This is a genomic window from Idiomarina tyrosinivorans, assembly GCF_003987475.1.
Taxonomy (GTDB): domain Bacteria; phylum Pseudomonadota; class Gammaproteobacteria; order Enterobacterales; family Alteromonadaceae; genus Idiomarina; species Idiomarina tyrosinivorans.
This window is the reverse complement of record NZ_PIQH01000005.1, coordinates 45,824-59,948: the sequence shown is the minus strand read 5'-3', so window position 1 is coordinate 59,948 and position 14,125 is coordinate 45,824. Positions and strand designations below refer to the sequence as shown.

At 49.7% G+C, this 14,125-nt stretch carries 10 protein-coding genes; 8 read left to right on the top strand and 2 right to left on the bottom strand.

Annotation, left to right across the window (positions count from 1 at the left end; genetic code table 11):
• Positions 1-9: 9 nt before the first annotated feature.
• From CWI84_RS06330 to CWI84_RS06315, 4 genes are all read left to right on the top strand, one after another.
• On the top strand, positions 10-1,050 hold the full coding sequence (locus tag CWI84_RS06330) for a hypothetical protein (RefSeq protein ID WP_126841744.1): 1,041 nt from the start codon (positions 10-12) through the stop codon (positions 1,048-1,050).
• Positions 1,047-1,631: an LPP20 family lipoprotein gene (locus tag CWI84_RS06325; protein WP_157981005.1), complete on the top strand. Its 585-nt coding sequence runs from the start codon at positions 1,047-1,049 to the stop codon at positions 1,629-1,631. Before CWI84_RS06330 ends, CWI84_RS06325 begins: the two co-directional genes overlap by 4 nt.
• Positions 1,628-2,749 carry a transglycosylase SLT domain-containing protein gene (locus CWI84_RS06320; RefSeq protein WP_126841742.1) on the top strand — a complete coding sequence of 374 codons (1,122 nt, stop codon included), beginning with the start codon at positions 1,628-1,630 and terminating at the stop codon, positions 2,747-2,749. The genes CWI84_RS06325 and CWI84_RS06320 overlap by 4 nt, the downstream gene beginning before the upstream one ends.
• A 262-nt stretch (positions 2,750-3,011) precedes the next feature.
• Positions 3,012-3,572: an REP-associated tyrosine transposase gene (locus tag CWI84_RS06315; protein ID WP_126841741.1), complete on the top strand. Its 561-nt coding sequence runs from the start codon at positions 3,012-3,014 to the stop codon at positions 3,570-3,572.
• A 238-nt stretch (positions 3,573-3,810) separates the two neighbouring features.
• On the opposite strand, the gene CWI84_RS06310 is transcribed toward CWI84_RS06315, so the two are convergent.
• A complete protein-coding gene (locus tag CWI84_RS06310; protein ID WP_126841740.1) occupies positions 3,811-4,986 on the bottom strand; it encodes a DcaP family trimeric outer membrane transporter in 1,176 nt (391 codons plus the stop codon).
• A gap of 190 nt (positions 4,987-5,176) precedes the next feature.
• Between CWI84_RS06310 and acs the strand changes: the two genes are divergently transcribed.
• From acs to CWI84_RS06290, 4 genes are read left to right on the top strand one after another with little or no spacing between them, the layout of a single operon-like run.
• Positions 5,177-7,120 carry an acetate--CoA ligase gene (acs, locus tag CWI84_RS06305; RefSeq protein ID WP_126841739.1) on the top strand — a complete coding sequence of 648 codons (1,944 nt, stop codon included), beginning with the start codon at positions 5,177-5,179 and terminating at the stop codon, positions 7,118-7,120.
• Between the two features lie 32 nt (positions 7,121-7,152).
• Positions 7,153-7,785, top strand: a complete 633-nt coding sequence (locus tag CWI84_RS06300) for a LuxR C-terminal-related transcriptional regulator (RefSeq protein WP_126841738.1) — start codon at positions 7,153-7,155, stop codon at positions 7,783-7,785.
• 13 nt (positions 7,786-7,798) lie between these two features.
• Positions 7,799-11,260, top strand: a complete 3,462-nt coding sequence (locus tag CWI84_RS06295; RefSeq protein ID WP_126841737.1) for a hybrid sensor histidine kinase/response regulator — start codon at positions 7,799-7,801, stop codon at positions 11,258-11,260.
• Between the two features lie 55 nt (positions 11,261-11,315).
• Positions 11,316-13,520 carry an Ig-like domain-containing protein gene (locus CWI84_RS06290; protein ID WP_126841736.1) on the top strand — a complete coding sequence of 735 codons (2,205 nt, stop codon included), beginning with the start codon at positions 11,316-11,318 and terminating at the stop codon, positions 13,518-13,520.
• Positions 13,521-13,574: 54 nt separating this feature from the next.
• Here the strand turns inward: CWI84_RS06290 and CWI84_RS06285 are convergent, their stop codons facing one another.
• Positions 13,575-14,054, bottom strand: coding sequence for a hypothetical protein (locus CWI84_RS06285; protein WP_126841735.1), 480 nt, complete (start codon positions 14,052-14,054; stop codon positions 13,575-13,577).
• Positions 14,055-14,125 lie beyond the last annotated feature (71 nt).

Below are 14,125 nucleotides of genomic sequence, written 5' to 3'. Positions count from 1 at the left end.
GACAAAAAAATGACTAAACGAAAACTCAATACGCTCATTGGTATGGGGCTTTCAGCAATGTTGATTGGCGGATGCATGTCAACAGGAGGCCACCAAGTCGCCAAATCACAGGAAGTGAACCTGCCAAAAGCCACCATTATGCCGTCGGCCCAACAGCTATCTGGCGAGGGTATGAGCGTTGTGGTGTTGCCTGTAGAAACCGGCTCTGATATCGACGCGAAAATTGGCGAAATTGCCTATGACCAGTTTGAAGGGGCCTTGTTAGGCGCAGGTAACCGTGTTATTGAACGCGATCTCGCTACAAAAATGCAAGATGAATTGCGCGCTGCAGAGCTTTCGGGCCGTTATAACACTGATGGCATCGCTGCCGCCGACATCGCACTGTTTGCCAAAATCTCAGGCACCGACTTTAACCGTGAGTTTACCGAGCGCTCGGTGTGGTACGACGATGACGGTGACCGCCACGTGGTGCCACCTAAATGTGAATACAACGGCCACGCCAACATTAATGTTCGTGCCTATAAATTACCGGATATGACACCGGTTGGTACCTATGTTTATGACGGTGCAAGCAGTTTTGAACGTGAAACCAGCAATAGTAGTTGCCCGGTTTCTGCTGGCGAGATTGACGGTCTGAAGCAATCAGCCACGCGCAATGCTATTGATGCCAACCTTCACGAGTTGCTTACCTCTATTGCGCCTAACTTTTATGTAATTGCGCGCCGAGATCTCACCGAAGACAGTGGTACTAGCTTGTTCCGCGTTAATTTAGGCTCACGTAAAGGCGCCCGTGAAGATGCAGAAGTGACGTTCTACCGTATGGAAGAACGTGTACACCCGATTACAGGCGCAAAAACGCTTGAGCCTGTAGCAATTGGTAACGGTACCTTTACCGCGGATATTGGCATGGACTATGGTTATGTCTTAGTTGATGAGCCTGAAGTACGCGACCAAATTCGTTTAGGCAACGTGGTTCGTCTTGTTCACAGCCGTTGTGGCAACCAGAAAGAAGGATGGCTTGGCGTGTGCTGGCCAGGAATCAAACTATGAAAAAATTCCGATTAATTTCAGCGGTCAGCCTGTTAATTCTAGCAGGCTGTGCCAGTAACGGTGGACGTACGTCTCTCGAATACGCATCTTGTACCTTTCCTGACGCGCCGGAGAAAGTTGCTCCTACTTGGGTCTGCGACCAACCGGTGAATGACGTATTCATGCAAGCGGTAGGCTACTCTAAACCTAAGCAGTCGGGCGTGGGAGTTATGAAAGACATCGCCGCCCAGGAAGCGCGTAATCGTCTGGCGCAAAACTTTGCTCAGACTATTGCTTCTGAATATTCGCGGTTTGTGAAAGAAGAGGCCACTACCGATACCGAAGTATCGGTCGACAAAGTGGAGCAGGTTATTCAAAGCAACGTTGCGATGAACTTGGTTTATAGCCGTATTTACCGCACCCAGGTTAGCCCGAGTGGTGGTATGTATGTGTTAGTGGGTATCAATAAAGAGGCTTACGACGAAAACGTCAAGCGGCTATTTAACAACCCGATGGATCCAGAACACCCGGAGTTGTTCCAGCAGTTTATGGTTGAAAAATCACAAGCGACGTTGGACGAAACCCGGGAGCGGATGCAATGAAACACCCAGCCATAGGCGCAGGGTTAGTAATAGTAGGGCTGCTTGGCAGCCCTTTTACTAGCTACAGCCAGAGTTATGAAGAGTTTGCCAAGCAACAACGGCAACAATATCAAGACTTCGCTGCCGCTTACGTCGCGGACTACAACGCCTATAAAAACAAACTGTTAGCACAATGGGGAACAGCGACAGAGCTGCCTTCAAAAACGGCTTATGTTGCTTACGATGAAAAGCTAGAGCAAAAGACCGTTGTCGATTTTGCTAATGATGAAATTCGTATCGAACTGCTAGAACCTGCGGTTGATGTAGACACCTCCGCAGTTGTGAGTAAGGTGCTTGAGCAACTTGCATCGAATTCTGTTGCCGAGGTGGCCAAAAAAGATCCCTTGCTAAAATCGGTGCCGATTAACGATGAGCAACCGCTGCTAGCAAGCTGGGCGCCCAAAATGAGTGTCGAACAGGTCACCGAAGCTGCTCAGGTGAGTACGGAAGAGGTGACTGCCGTTGTTGATAAACCTGCCACAATGAAAGATGCCAGTCAAAAGCGGGTGAAGCGCATTACCTTAAGGTTAGGGGATGTATCAGTTTTTAGCCGTCGCGCTGAACCTTTCCGTGATGAAGTGGAAGATGTTGCGGCACAGACCGGTGTATCTGAAGCGTTGATTTTGGCTATTATGCAAACGGAGTCGAGTTTTAATCCTTTAGCTCAATCACCTATTCCCGCCTTTGGTTTGATGCAAATTGTGCCTAACTCAGCGGGCTTAGATGTTAACCAACGCGTGTTTGATAAACAGCAAGCTCCGGCAGTAGATACTTTGTTTAATCCGCAACAGAATATTATTTATGGTGGCAATTACATTAAATTGCTAGAGCAGGTGTATTTGCGAGGGATTACCGATCCGGTCAGTAGACGCTATTGTGCAATCGCGGCCTATAATACCGGTGCAGGTAACGTCGCCAGTGTTTTTCACCCACAACACAAACGCGTAATAGGGCCGGCCATCGCGGAGATTAACAAACTGTCCGCAGACCAAGTATACAGCCGCCTGCACAGCGACTTACCTTATCGCGAAACCCAAGCCTACCTCGAAAAAGTCACCACCGCCCTAAAAGCCTGGTAGCCTGCCGGTCCGATGTAGCCTGCCGCTATCGCGGCAGGGATTCCCCGAACCCGGGAAATTCCGCTCCAAACCTGTGCTGTAGCCTGCCGCTATTGCGGCAGGGATTCCCCAAATCCGGAAAATTCCTCTCCGAACCTGTGCCGTAGCCTGCCGCTATCGCGGCAGGGATTAGATGATCTATGACCTGTTGCAATAGCAACAGGCTACGGTGGTTTATGTCGTATCTTCTCGTGGGGTGTGGCTTGGTGGCTAAATTTGGTGGATGCGAAACGTTCGACGATACTTTGAAAAAGGTGGATACTACTTTTTCACTGTTAACACCTTTCAACGCCAACCCGTGTTGCTAAAGCCAGCTGTGCAAAAGGCTTTCTGGCAGGCCGTTCGGCAGACTATGGAAACCCATCCGTTTGATATTGAAGCATGGTGCATGCTCCCCGACCATTTTCATTGCGTGATTTTCTGTGAGGATGAAAAGTTACCTCAGCGTTGGGCAAAAATTAAAGCACTTACTACTCGAGCGCTACCCGAATTTGCGCATAACGCGATCAATGCGAAAACTGCTAACGACAGTAGAATAATGCGAAAATCAGGACGATTATGGCAAAAGAGTTATTTTGAACGCACCATTCGTAACGATCGTGAGCGTTATATGTTGATGCTTTATACGTTATTTAATCCGGTTAAACATGGCTATATTGAAAATGCCATCGAGTGGCCTTATTCAACATTGCGTAGCGGTTTAGCACGCGGCTTTTACCCTTCCAGCTGGCGCTCCATAGACACCACCTGGCTCCAACAACAATTCGGCAATTATTTCGAATAACCTATACCGTAGCCTGCCGCTATGCTGTAGCCTGCCGCTATTGCGGCAGGGGTTAGATGATCTGCAACCTGTGCCGTAGCCTGCCGCTATTGCGGCAGGGATTAGATCGAGCCTGACCTGTTGCACAGCAACAGGCTACGGCGGTCTGGATGTAGCCTGCCGCTATGCTGTAGCCTGCCGCTATTGCGGCAGGGATTAGATCGAGCCCGACCTGTTGCGATAGCAACAGGCTACGTTATTAGAACTTATACATGGCCATGAGCTGGAGGCGATTTAGGTCGCCGCCGATGCCTGCTTCGTTTTCGCGGTGGGCCTGGCTGATTTCCGCACCAAAGGTTAAGCTTTTGGTCGGTGAATACATCAGGTTGACACCATAACGTTCGGTAAACTCGGTTACCGCCGCGCCGGTTAGGTCAATATCATTATCTGCCCAGCCGCGTGAATAAACGAAGTTTGAACGTACTTTATCGTTCCAGAAGTGACGATATGCCAATGATACGCCGGTTGAATCGATTGCTTCTAATCCACCGTTGCCGTCAATCACTGCACCATTAAAGGTGTTTAAACCTAAGTAGCGGCCTAAGCCCGAACCTGTAGTGCCAGATACGCGTAAGTCATCCATACCCAATTGGTATTTCAAACCGATGGTTACCCCGTAACCGGTAGTTGTTTCGTCATTACCTGTTTGCGATACGTCGTATGCCAGCTGACGCACAATAGCGGCAAAGCTATAGGTTAAATCTTCTTTTGCGCCTTTGTATTTCAGCACCACGTCTGGAATATAACCGTCGCTTGAGGTGATACGGCCGCCGCCACCATACGGGGTTACGGTCGTTTCTGGCGTTTCAATAGAAACGCTAAAGCCGCCTTGGGTATAACGGATCTGTGCTTGGCGGTTAAACACGATACCGTCGGTAATACCGATAAAGTCCACCGACTCTGCCAAAATTGATGTGTCTTGGAAGTTTGACCACGTTTGCCCAAACAACCAGTTACCGTAGGTAATATAGGCATGGCGCAAACGCGGATTGTAGGAGTTAGAAATCCGTTGGTCACCTTGTGGCGTCAACATAAAGTCCATCTCGATGTGGGCGCCCAACGTCTCGCCATTATCTAGCATGGTTTTAGTATCTAGGAAGAAACGCGATTGGCGTGCATGAAAGTCGATAACTGGGTCATCGCCTTCACCACCAATGGGCGTTAAGCTAGGAATATATATTTGCCGACCAATGTTATCGCTGGACGGTGCAGGGCCGTCAGCGTAATCAGAAATCATGGTATCGAGTTTAACGTAACCCCCGAATTTGATTTCGGTATCGTCGGCGTTTGCCGCTGCGCTCATGGCTAATGCCGTAGCAACGGCACCGGTCACTAATGAGCGAGTAAAGCGTTTAGATAATTTGCGATTGACCATGGTTATTGTTCCCCTTGGTTTTCCTTTGTTATTTGTGTTCCGCAATGCTTAGGCTTACAACGAGTATAGCGGTTATCTCAATAAGTGTCGGAAATCATGTGGTTTTAATCAATCTAGACTATGGTCTAATAGTGAACAGAAGGTGTAATACGTACAACAATAAGCATCTTGCGCAAAGGAGGAAGTGAGAATGTCGCAACAAGTTTATCCTGTGCCCGAACAGACAAAAGCGCGCGCCTTTATTGACGCAGCGCGCTACCAATCTATGTATCAAGCCTCTGTTAAAGATCCTGAGAGCTTTTGGGCCGAGCAAGGCGAGCGCATTACCTGGTTTACGCCCTATTCGCGAGTGAAGGAAACCTCGTTTGCGCCAGGCCATGTGAACATTCAATGGTATGCCGACGGCACCTTGAACGCCTGCTATAACTGTGTCGACCGGCATTTAGCCGAGCGCGCGGACAAAACCGCGATTATATGGGAAGGCGATTCGCCCGACGTTGATAAACATATTACCTATCGCGAGTTGCATAAAGAAGTCTCGCGCTTTGCCAATGGCCTGAAAAAGCTGGGTGTCGGTAAAGGCGACCGTGTCGCTATCTACATGCCGATGGTACCAGAAGCGGCTTATGCGATGCTTGCTTGCGCCCGCATTGGTGCAGTGCATTCAGTGATCTTTGGTGGTTTCTCACCGAATGCTATTACTGACCGCATCAACGACTGCCAAGCCAAAGCCATTATTACTGCCGACGAGGGACGCCGCGGGGGCGGTACCATTAGCTTAAAAGATAATGTCGATAAAGCGCTTGCCGACGATCGTTGCCCGACCCTGGAACACAGCATTGTCTGTCGCGTGACTGGTGGTGATGTCGATTGGCAACAGGGCCGCGACGTTTGGTGGCATGAGTTAGTCGCTGATGTACCAACAGAGTGCCAAGCGGAAGTGATGAATGCGGAAGATCCGCTATTTATCCTCTACACCTCGGGCTCTACCGGTAAACCTAAAGGTATTGTGCATACCACTGGTGGTTATATGGTGTGGACGTCGATGACCCACCAATACATTTTTGACTACCACGAAGACGACATCTACTGGTGTGCCGCCGATGTGGGGTGGATTACGGGGCACTCGTACATTGTTTATGGGCCGTTAGCGAACGGCGCAACCACACTCATGTTTGAAGGCGTACCGACGTATCCTGGCGTGGGACGGATAGGCGAAATCGTCGACAAGCACCAAGTGAATATTCTTTACACCGCGCCTACGGCAATTCGCGCGTTAATGGCTAAAGGCGATGCCGCGGCCAAAACCAGTAAACGCGATTCGCTACGGCTGTTGGGGAGTGTCGGTGAACCGATTAACCCAGAAGCGTGGGAGTGGTATCACCGCACTATTGGTAACGGCCAATGCCCGATTGTTGATACTTGGTGGCAGACCGAAACTGGCGGCATCATGATCTCGCCGTTGCCGGGTGCGACCGATTTAAAACCGGGTTCAGCAACTCATCCGTTCTTCGGTATTCAACCAGCGTTAGTGGACAGTGACGGCAAAGAGTTTGATGGCGCTTGCGATGGCAACCTGATTATCAAAGACAGTTGGCCAGGCCAAGCACGTACCATTTGGGGCGACCATGAGCGTTTTGAGCAAACTTATTTCTCTGCCTACAAAAACGTTTACTTTACCGGTGACGGAGCACGCCGCGATGAAGACGGTTATTATTGGATCACCGGCCGCGTTGATGACGTATTAAACGTTTCCGGCCACCGCCTTGGTACTGCGGAAATTGAGAGCGCGTTAGTGGCACACAAGTGCGTGGCAGAAGCCGCCGTTGTGGGTTACCCACACGACATCAAAGGGCAGGGGATTTATGTGTATGTGTCGGCAGTTTCTGGCACCGACATTGACGATGAATTGACCAAGGAGCTGCGCGATTGGGTCCGTTCAGAGCTCAGCCCCATCGCTACGCCAGACTTCATTCACTGGACCGATGGCCTACCGAAAACCCGCTCGGGCAAAATTATGCGCCGTATTCTGCGCAAGATTGCCGCGAACGAGTTTGAGAACCTCGGTGATACCTCTACGCTTGCCGATCCAGGTGTGGTAGATTCATTAATAGAGAATCGATTAAACCGTTAATGAACAACCACCTAGGGGTTTAGCTTGCGCTTATGGCAAAATTTTTAATTGCCGATGATCACCCGTTGTTTCGCGAGGCGCTACAAGGCGCACTCGCGAACCATTTTGATTCGCTTAAACTGCGTGAAGCGGGCGACTTAGAGCAAACCTTGGCGGCATTAGCCGAAGACGATGATGTGGATTTGCTGCTGCTGGATTTAAACATGCCCGGCAGCGGTGATCTGTACGGTCTTATTCGCGTTCGTGAGGACTATCCGCTGCTCCCCGTAGCGATTATCTCTGGCAGCGAAGACACCAGCGTGATTGCCAAGTGCATTGGTTTTGGCGCCATGGGTTTTATCCCTAAATCGCTGGCTTCAGCAAAAATTGCGCAAGCTATCCAAGCTATCCTTGAAGGAGAGACCTGGACCCCGGAAGAGTGCGAGGCGCAGTTAGAAGCGGTTTCTAACGAAGACCAAGATTTGGCCCGGCGAGTGGCGGAGCTCACGCCGCAGCAATATCGAGTGCTGCACTATTTGCATGAAGGCTTGTTAAACAAGCAAATTGCGTTTCAGTTAAACATTACCGAAGCCACCGTAAAAGCGCACATTACTGCGATTTTCCGCAAGTTAGGTGTTTACAGCCGCACCCAAGCCGTCTTGGTGGCGGAACGCCTGCAACTGTAACTGGGCGGCAACGATGAGTTGGTTGCTGGTTTTTGCCGCGCTTGCCTACATTGCCTTTTTGTTTACCGTCGCCAGTTATGGCGACAAAGTCGGATCTTGGGCTAACCGCATTAGCTATCGGCCGTTTGTCTATGCGATGTCGTTGGCTATCTACTGTACCTCTTGGACCTATTACGGCGCAGTAGGGAATGCCGCCGTGGACGGCTGGGCGTACCTTCCCATACTCTTGGGTCCGGCATTATTGTTCTTATTCGGTCTGCCAGTGATGAAAAAGCTGGTGTCGGTGAGCAAACAACAGAACATCACCTCAATTGCCGATTTTATCTCCTCACGTTTTGGTAAGCGCCGCCGCTTAGCGGTGTTTGTTACCCTCATTGCTACGCTAGCAACCGTTCCTTATATTGCTTTGCAATTGAAAGCGGTGGGCAACAGTTTTGCTGTATTAACCGAGTCATCGGGTGTGTTAAACACGTTTTCCATTAACGAGTTCGGTGCCGCCGCTATTATGGCGGTATTCGCCATGCTATTTGGCACTCGCCATGTCGAAGTCACTGAATACCGAAGCGGTATGATCCTCGCCATTGCGGTAGAGTCGATGATTAAGCTCGGGGCGTTGCTGTTGGCCGCTATTGTCGCGTGGTGGCTACTGGCCGAGCATAACGCAGCGGCGGTTTGGGAACATCTGCGCGACGCGCAAACCCAACAGTGGTCGTTGGCGTCGTTCAGCGAATTTGATTTTATTGTGCAAACCTTTATGGCTGCTGGCGCTATTTTGTGTTTGCCAAGGCAGTTCCACGTTGCGGTTGTCGATAACGTGGACGTTAAGCACCTGAACACTGCACGTTGGGGCTTTCCGCTGTATTTGGCGCTAACGGCGTTGGCAATTATTCCGATTGCGTTAGCGGGCAATTACTTTTTTGCTAGCCCATCCGACGGTTCCACATTCGCGCTGCGGTTACCGCTTATTGCCGAGCAAACCTGGCTGTCGGTGCTAATTTTCATCGGCGGTATTTCTGCTGCGACAGCGATGGTGATTATTGCTTCGGTCACTCTCAGCACCATGATCACTAACGACGTGATCATGCCGGTTCTGCTGCAACGCGAGTCGCGTCGGCCAATGCATGAACGCCGCCGAGAATACGGTAAAGCGCTACTGCTGCTGCGGCGTTTGGCCATTGCTCTGATCATGCTGTTAGCCTTCGCCTGTTATTACTTTTGGGCGGCGCGGACAAACCTCGTCAGTATTGGCTTATTGGCATTTTCCTTAGTTTTGCAGTTGCTACCGGCCATTATTGGCGCCTTGTACTGGCGTCATGGCCACGCCCGCGGCGTTTATGCAGGCTTAACCGCAGGTTTAGTGAGCTGGGTATTGAGCGTATTGGTACCCCTTTATTTACCGCATCCAGAGCAAACGCTAAGCGACACCAGCATCATCACCCAAGGTACGGTGATCTCCATCATCGCCAACGCGCTAGTGTTTGTGTTGGTGTCGATGATGGCAAAAACGCGTTTAGTCGACCGCATACAAGCCACCGCATTTGTGAAGCCCCGTGCGGCGCGGGAGGAACTCGCCCATAGCCGCCATCATAAAGTCACCGTGGCAGACATGATGCTGTTACTTCGCACCTTTTTAGGCAGCGAGCGAGCGCAACAGATCATGCAGTATTACAATGCCAGAGACGATGAATCGTTGTTATCTGAGGCGGTCGCCAGCAAAGGGTTGATTCATTATGTTGAACGCGCCATCGCCGGCGTCTTAGGGGCGGCAACCGCGCGTTCGCTCATTCAAGCCGCGTTGCGTGACAAGCAGCTAAACCTCGAAGAAGTGGTGCACTTTTTTGACGACACCACGCAGGCGTTGCAAACTCAGCAATCGATTCTATTTAGCTCGCTGGAAAATTTGGCACAGGGCATCAGTGTGGTCGATGCCGACCTGCGTTTGGTCGCTTGGAACCGTCGCTACTTAGACTTGTTCGATTACCCTGAAGGCATGGTGCAACCGGGCCAACCGATTGCGACATTAATTCGTTACAACGCTGAGCGCGGTGAATGTGGCCCCGGGGAAATTGATGAGTTAGTGAGTAAACGCTTACGCTACATGCAAATGGGGTCGCCGCATCGCTTTATTCGCCGTCGCGGCGATGGGCGCGTGATTGAAATGGTCGGTAACCCGCTACCACGGGGCGGTTTTGTTACCAGCTTTACCGATATCACCGAACACGTAGAAACCCAGCAAGCCTTGGAAGAGGCGAATATTGACTTGGAGCATCGGATTGATGTGCGTTCGCAAAAAATCCGCGAAATAAATAACGAACTCACTGAAGAAATTGAGCGCCGCCGCCAAGTCGAACAGCAATTACAGAAAGCTAAGGCCGAAGCCGAGGCTGCCAACGCCTCAAAAACTCGCTTCTTGGCCTTGGCTAGCCACGATATTTTGCAACCCCTAAACGCTGCGCGCTTATATTTATCGGCGGTCGATGAACAGCAAGCCGGTGCAGCAAACCAGCAGTTACTCGCTAAGTTAGATACGGCGTTGGGGTCAACGGAGCACTTACTTTCTACCTTGTTATCCATTGCGAAAATGGAGCAGGGCGCACAGCAGCCGAAGTTTCGCCATGTGAGTTTAAACAGTATTTTGCAGCCACTGATTCAAGAGTATTCAGTGCTCGCCGAACAACGCTCGTTGCGTTTTAGCGTGCACTACCAAGATGCTGCGGTGTATACCGACCCGACATATTTGCGCCGTATTGTGCAGAACTTCCTATCGAACGCCATCAAGTATACCCCGCAGGGTAAGGTGCTTTTGGGCGTGCGCAAACGCGCCGGTCAGCTACAAATTGGGGTGTGGGATACCGGCCCTGGGATTCCTGAACAACAGCGCGCGAAGATATTTGATGCGTTTTATCGGATAAAAGATCAAGCCGTTGACGGTGTTGGTTTGGGGCTAAGTGTGGCTCAGCGAATGAGCGAACAGCTCAATTGTAAATTGCGGGTAGATTCTATTGAAGGCCGCGGCTCCTGCTTTTCTGTATCAGTGCCTTTGGGCTCAGCAGCATTGGTGAAGGCAGCACGACAAGCTAGCGCTGATGACAGTTTGGTGTCACCGCTAACCATGGTTTGCGTGGATGATAACCCAGAAAACTTATCCGCTATGTCGGCGTTACTGAGCAAATGGCAGTGCCGAGCGATTACCTTTCAGCGAGCCAGTGATGTGCTGGCTTACGCCAAACAACATCCAGCTCCCGATGGCTTATTGATTGATTACCAACTAGGGCAGCAACTCGATGGTATTGCGCTTACTGCCGAATTACGCAAGTTGTGGGGGAGCACGCTGCCAGCCGCCTTAGTTACAGCTATGCAAGAGGATGCGGTAAAGCGTGCCGCGCGGCAGGCCAGCATGCACTTTCTGACCAAACCATTAAAGCCCGCCGCACTCAAAAGCTTATTGAAATATATTTCATCAAAAAGAAATTGAACTCTGTCACAACTTCGGTAACATACGTCCCTCTTATGATAAAGGGGATATATAAATGTTAATCAAGACAGGGAAGTTGGTGTTGCCAGCTTTGACGCTAATGCTGGTGGCTTGTGGTGGTGGCGATGATGCGTCATCGAACGACACGAGCAGTATGAATCAAGCGCCAATTGCAGGCGCCGATGCAGCACGAGTAAAATCATCAGTGGCGACTGAGATTGCGGTGTTAAGCAATGACTCAGATCCAGATGGTGATGTGTTGGCACTCGCTATTACTGCTGAACCCGAACATGGAACAGCGAGTGTTTCGGGGGATGTGATCAGTTACCAGTCAACAGACGGCTATTTGGGCTCGGACAGTCTCAGCTATGAAATTTCCGATGGGTCAGATAGTGCTTCTGCAACACTGGATATCACGGTTTATAACGAAGTTGCTCTGCAAGGTCAGGTTACTGATAGCCCCATTGCAAACGCTACTGTTGTAATAACAATTGACGGTGAGGAATACACCACAACAGCAGATGCCGAAGGTAATTTTACGTTACCAGTGCAGTATGTTGCACCCGACGCTTTGGTTGTTGTTCACGCGACAGGTAGTGCCGATAACAACCAGCAAGCAATTAACTTCACTAGTTATTTAGATACAACATCTAGCTTACAAGCTATGGCTGGCGATGACGGTGTGTTGTCCGCTGAGGAAAATAACGAAGTCAACGTGACGCACGTCACAACAGCGAAAGCGAAGATTATTGAGCGCGCTGCGGGCGGCGAAATCACTGATGCAACGGTCCTAAATGACGAAAAAGCTACGTTAGTCCCGGACGATGTGTTCCTTTTGGCTGCCGTGATCCAGTTAATTGTCGACGACCCTAATTACACCCTACCCAGTGACTACGATAAGCTTTCAGATTTTCTAGAATCGGATGACGCGGTAAGCGCATTTGTCGAACAGGTGAATAATGATGATCCTGAGTTACTAGAGAATAAAGCAGACGATATTCAGCAAGCAGAAAGTGCATCGTTGAATATTGATGAAAGTGCTTTGGTAGGCACCTACACGTGGGCTATCGCCTCACGCAAAGGGTTGCCGATGTTAAAATCTTCCACTTATGCGCAAGACGGGACGACATTGCAGTTGAAAGAGGACCATACTGGGTTGTTCTTCAATGCCTATGTCCAAGATGAGAGTCTGACGCCAATTACTTGGGAATTAACGGATAGCAATAATCTGGTTGTGACCTTTGTTGATCCTACCATTGGCTTCACTATGCCATATAAAGTGGGTGGGGTAACTGATAACGAGGACCTTATCGCTAAATGCGGCGCTGATACCTCTGTGTTAGGCGATATTCGGCCAAATACTGTGACATTTAAACTGCTCGATGAAGATCTAAGCCATACTGTGGTGGAAGAGTTTGACAATGATGTTGCTATTGCGCGACCGCTCGATTGCGGTGGTGAAACGGTAGAACTGGGTGTGGTGGAAGAATTCAATTCTTCCGTTACCGTGGCTTTGCGAAAAGTTGATGAGTCTTATGAGTCATTTACGCCAGAGCAGTTGCCGGGTCAGTGGGTGTTTCCTATCCATAGTATCGAAAATGGTGTGGTAACGACTGATGCAGATACTGTGACTTTTGCTGATGATGGTAACTTTAATACTGCTGCGGGTGTCTCTGGTACATGGATGTTGAGCGATGACAATAAAGTGCTGGAATTGGATTACCCTGCAGGAACGCAAAGGTTAAAGCTGTTTGGCCAGCAGAAACATATATCAACCGTCATGTCATCGTTTACGGCTAGCGATAAGACCGTTATTTACGTCGATTGGGCGGCGAAGATAGAGGACGTCCAGGTAACCGCTGATGACGTTATTACCGGGGAAAAACAGAACTGGCTCCGTGGATATGCGAATTCAGGTTTCTATGCGAATGCGTACGATACACTATCTGACACTTACGCTGAGTCTGTGTTAATCGGTTTGCAGTTATTAGCCCAACCTGACGCATTTTTAGTGAGCGGCTTGGATGCTGACACAGGTGAGTATCGTCAGTTCTCATCTTATGTTTGGTCTTTAGCATCTGAATCGATGCTCAATGTCTATCGCGATAGTTCGTGTGATGTTAGTACTGATTCCAATTGCTTGGTTATTGGCGCGAATATTTTATTTATCGACCGTGAGCAACACTATATGGTCGTAAATAACGCTGTTGAAAATACTGTTGAGCTATGGATGCTGCATTCACCCAGTGATGTAGAATAAGTTTAACAACGACACATTGTTCTCAAAGCCCGCCAGATTTGGCGGGCTTTTTTATTACACCGAACTCTTCTTACACAGATTGCGCCAACGGGTGTTGTCGTTGCCCACTTCGAAAATGCCAAGTTCTGTCTCGACTGGCTCGGTCACTGCTTCGTCGGTATTAAAGTCAGCCACCCAAACCTTCACTTTTTTGTCTTCGCGCTGATATTTAAAGGTGTATTCCGCACCACCCTCTAACGTAAACTGAAACGGAATAAAAGCGACTAGCTGTCGTGGACTATTCTCATGTTTCCACACCATACGTGCAATAATGTTTTGCTCACCCGCTGGGAATGTGCGGGATGCGATATATGGTGCCATCTGTTGCTTGTAACAGCCCGCGTAAACCACGGTTAATTGGTCGGTTTTATTGTCGCGAGCACTTTTGATTGTCGCTTCGTCGTTGTCTGGAGTGTGGTTGATGGGGAGCACTCCACAAGCTCCTAAACCGGTTGCAAGTAACGCGACACATAACGGTTTTACAAATACACGCATAATTTCTCCTTAGCGTTCTTCAACTTAGTGTAAGACAGCCGAGATACTAATCGATTCCCTTCTGTTGAATA

Excerpts from the sequence above, each read along its gene's own strand:
- CWI84_RS06295 (WP_126841737.1), top strand. The coding sequence starts at position 7,799 with ATGAGTTGGTTGCTGGTTTTTGCCGCGCTTGCCTACATTGCCTTTTTG.
- CWI84_RS06330 (WP_126841744.1), top strand. The coding sequence starts at position 10 with ATGACTAAACGAAAACTCAATACGCTCATTGGTATGGGGCTTTCAGCA.
- CWI84_RS06320 (WP_126841742.1), top strand. The coding sequence starts at position 1,628 with ATGAAACACCCAGCCATAGGCGCAGGGTTAGTAATAGTAGGGCTGCTT.
- CWI84_RS06300 (WP_126841738.1), top strand. The coding sequence starts at position 7,153 with ATGGCAAAATTTTTAATTGCCGATGATCACCCGTTGTTTCGCGAGGCG.
- CWI84_RS06310 (WP_126841740.1), bottom strand. The coding sequence starts at position 4,986 with ATGGTCAATCGCAAATTATCTAAACGCTTTACTCGCTCATTAGTGACC.
- CWI84_RS06325 (WP_157981005.1), top strand. The coding sequence starts at position 1,047 with ATGAAAAAATTCCGATTAATTTCAGCGGTCAGCCTGTTAATTCTAGCA.
- CWI84_RS06290 (WP_126841736.1), top strand. The coding sequence starts at position 11,316 with ATGTTAATCAAGACAGGGAAGTTGGTGTTGCCAGCTTTGACGCTAATG.
- CWI84_RS06315 (WP_126841741.1), top strand. The coding sequence starts at position 3,012 with ATGCGAAACGTTCGACGATACTTTGAAAAAGGTGGATACTACTTTTTC.
- acs (WP_126841739.1), top strand. The coding sequence starts at position 5,177 with ATGTCGCAACAAGTTTATCCTGTGCCCGAACAGACAAAAGCGCGCGCC.
- CWI84_RS06285 (WP_126841735.1), bottom strand. The coding sequence starts at position 14,054 with ATGCGTGTATTTGTAAAACCGTTATGTGTCGCGTTACTTGCAACCGGT.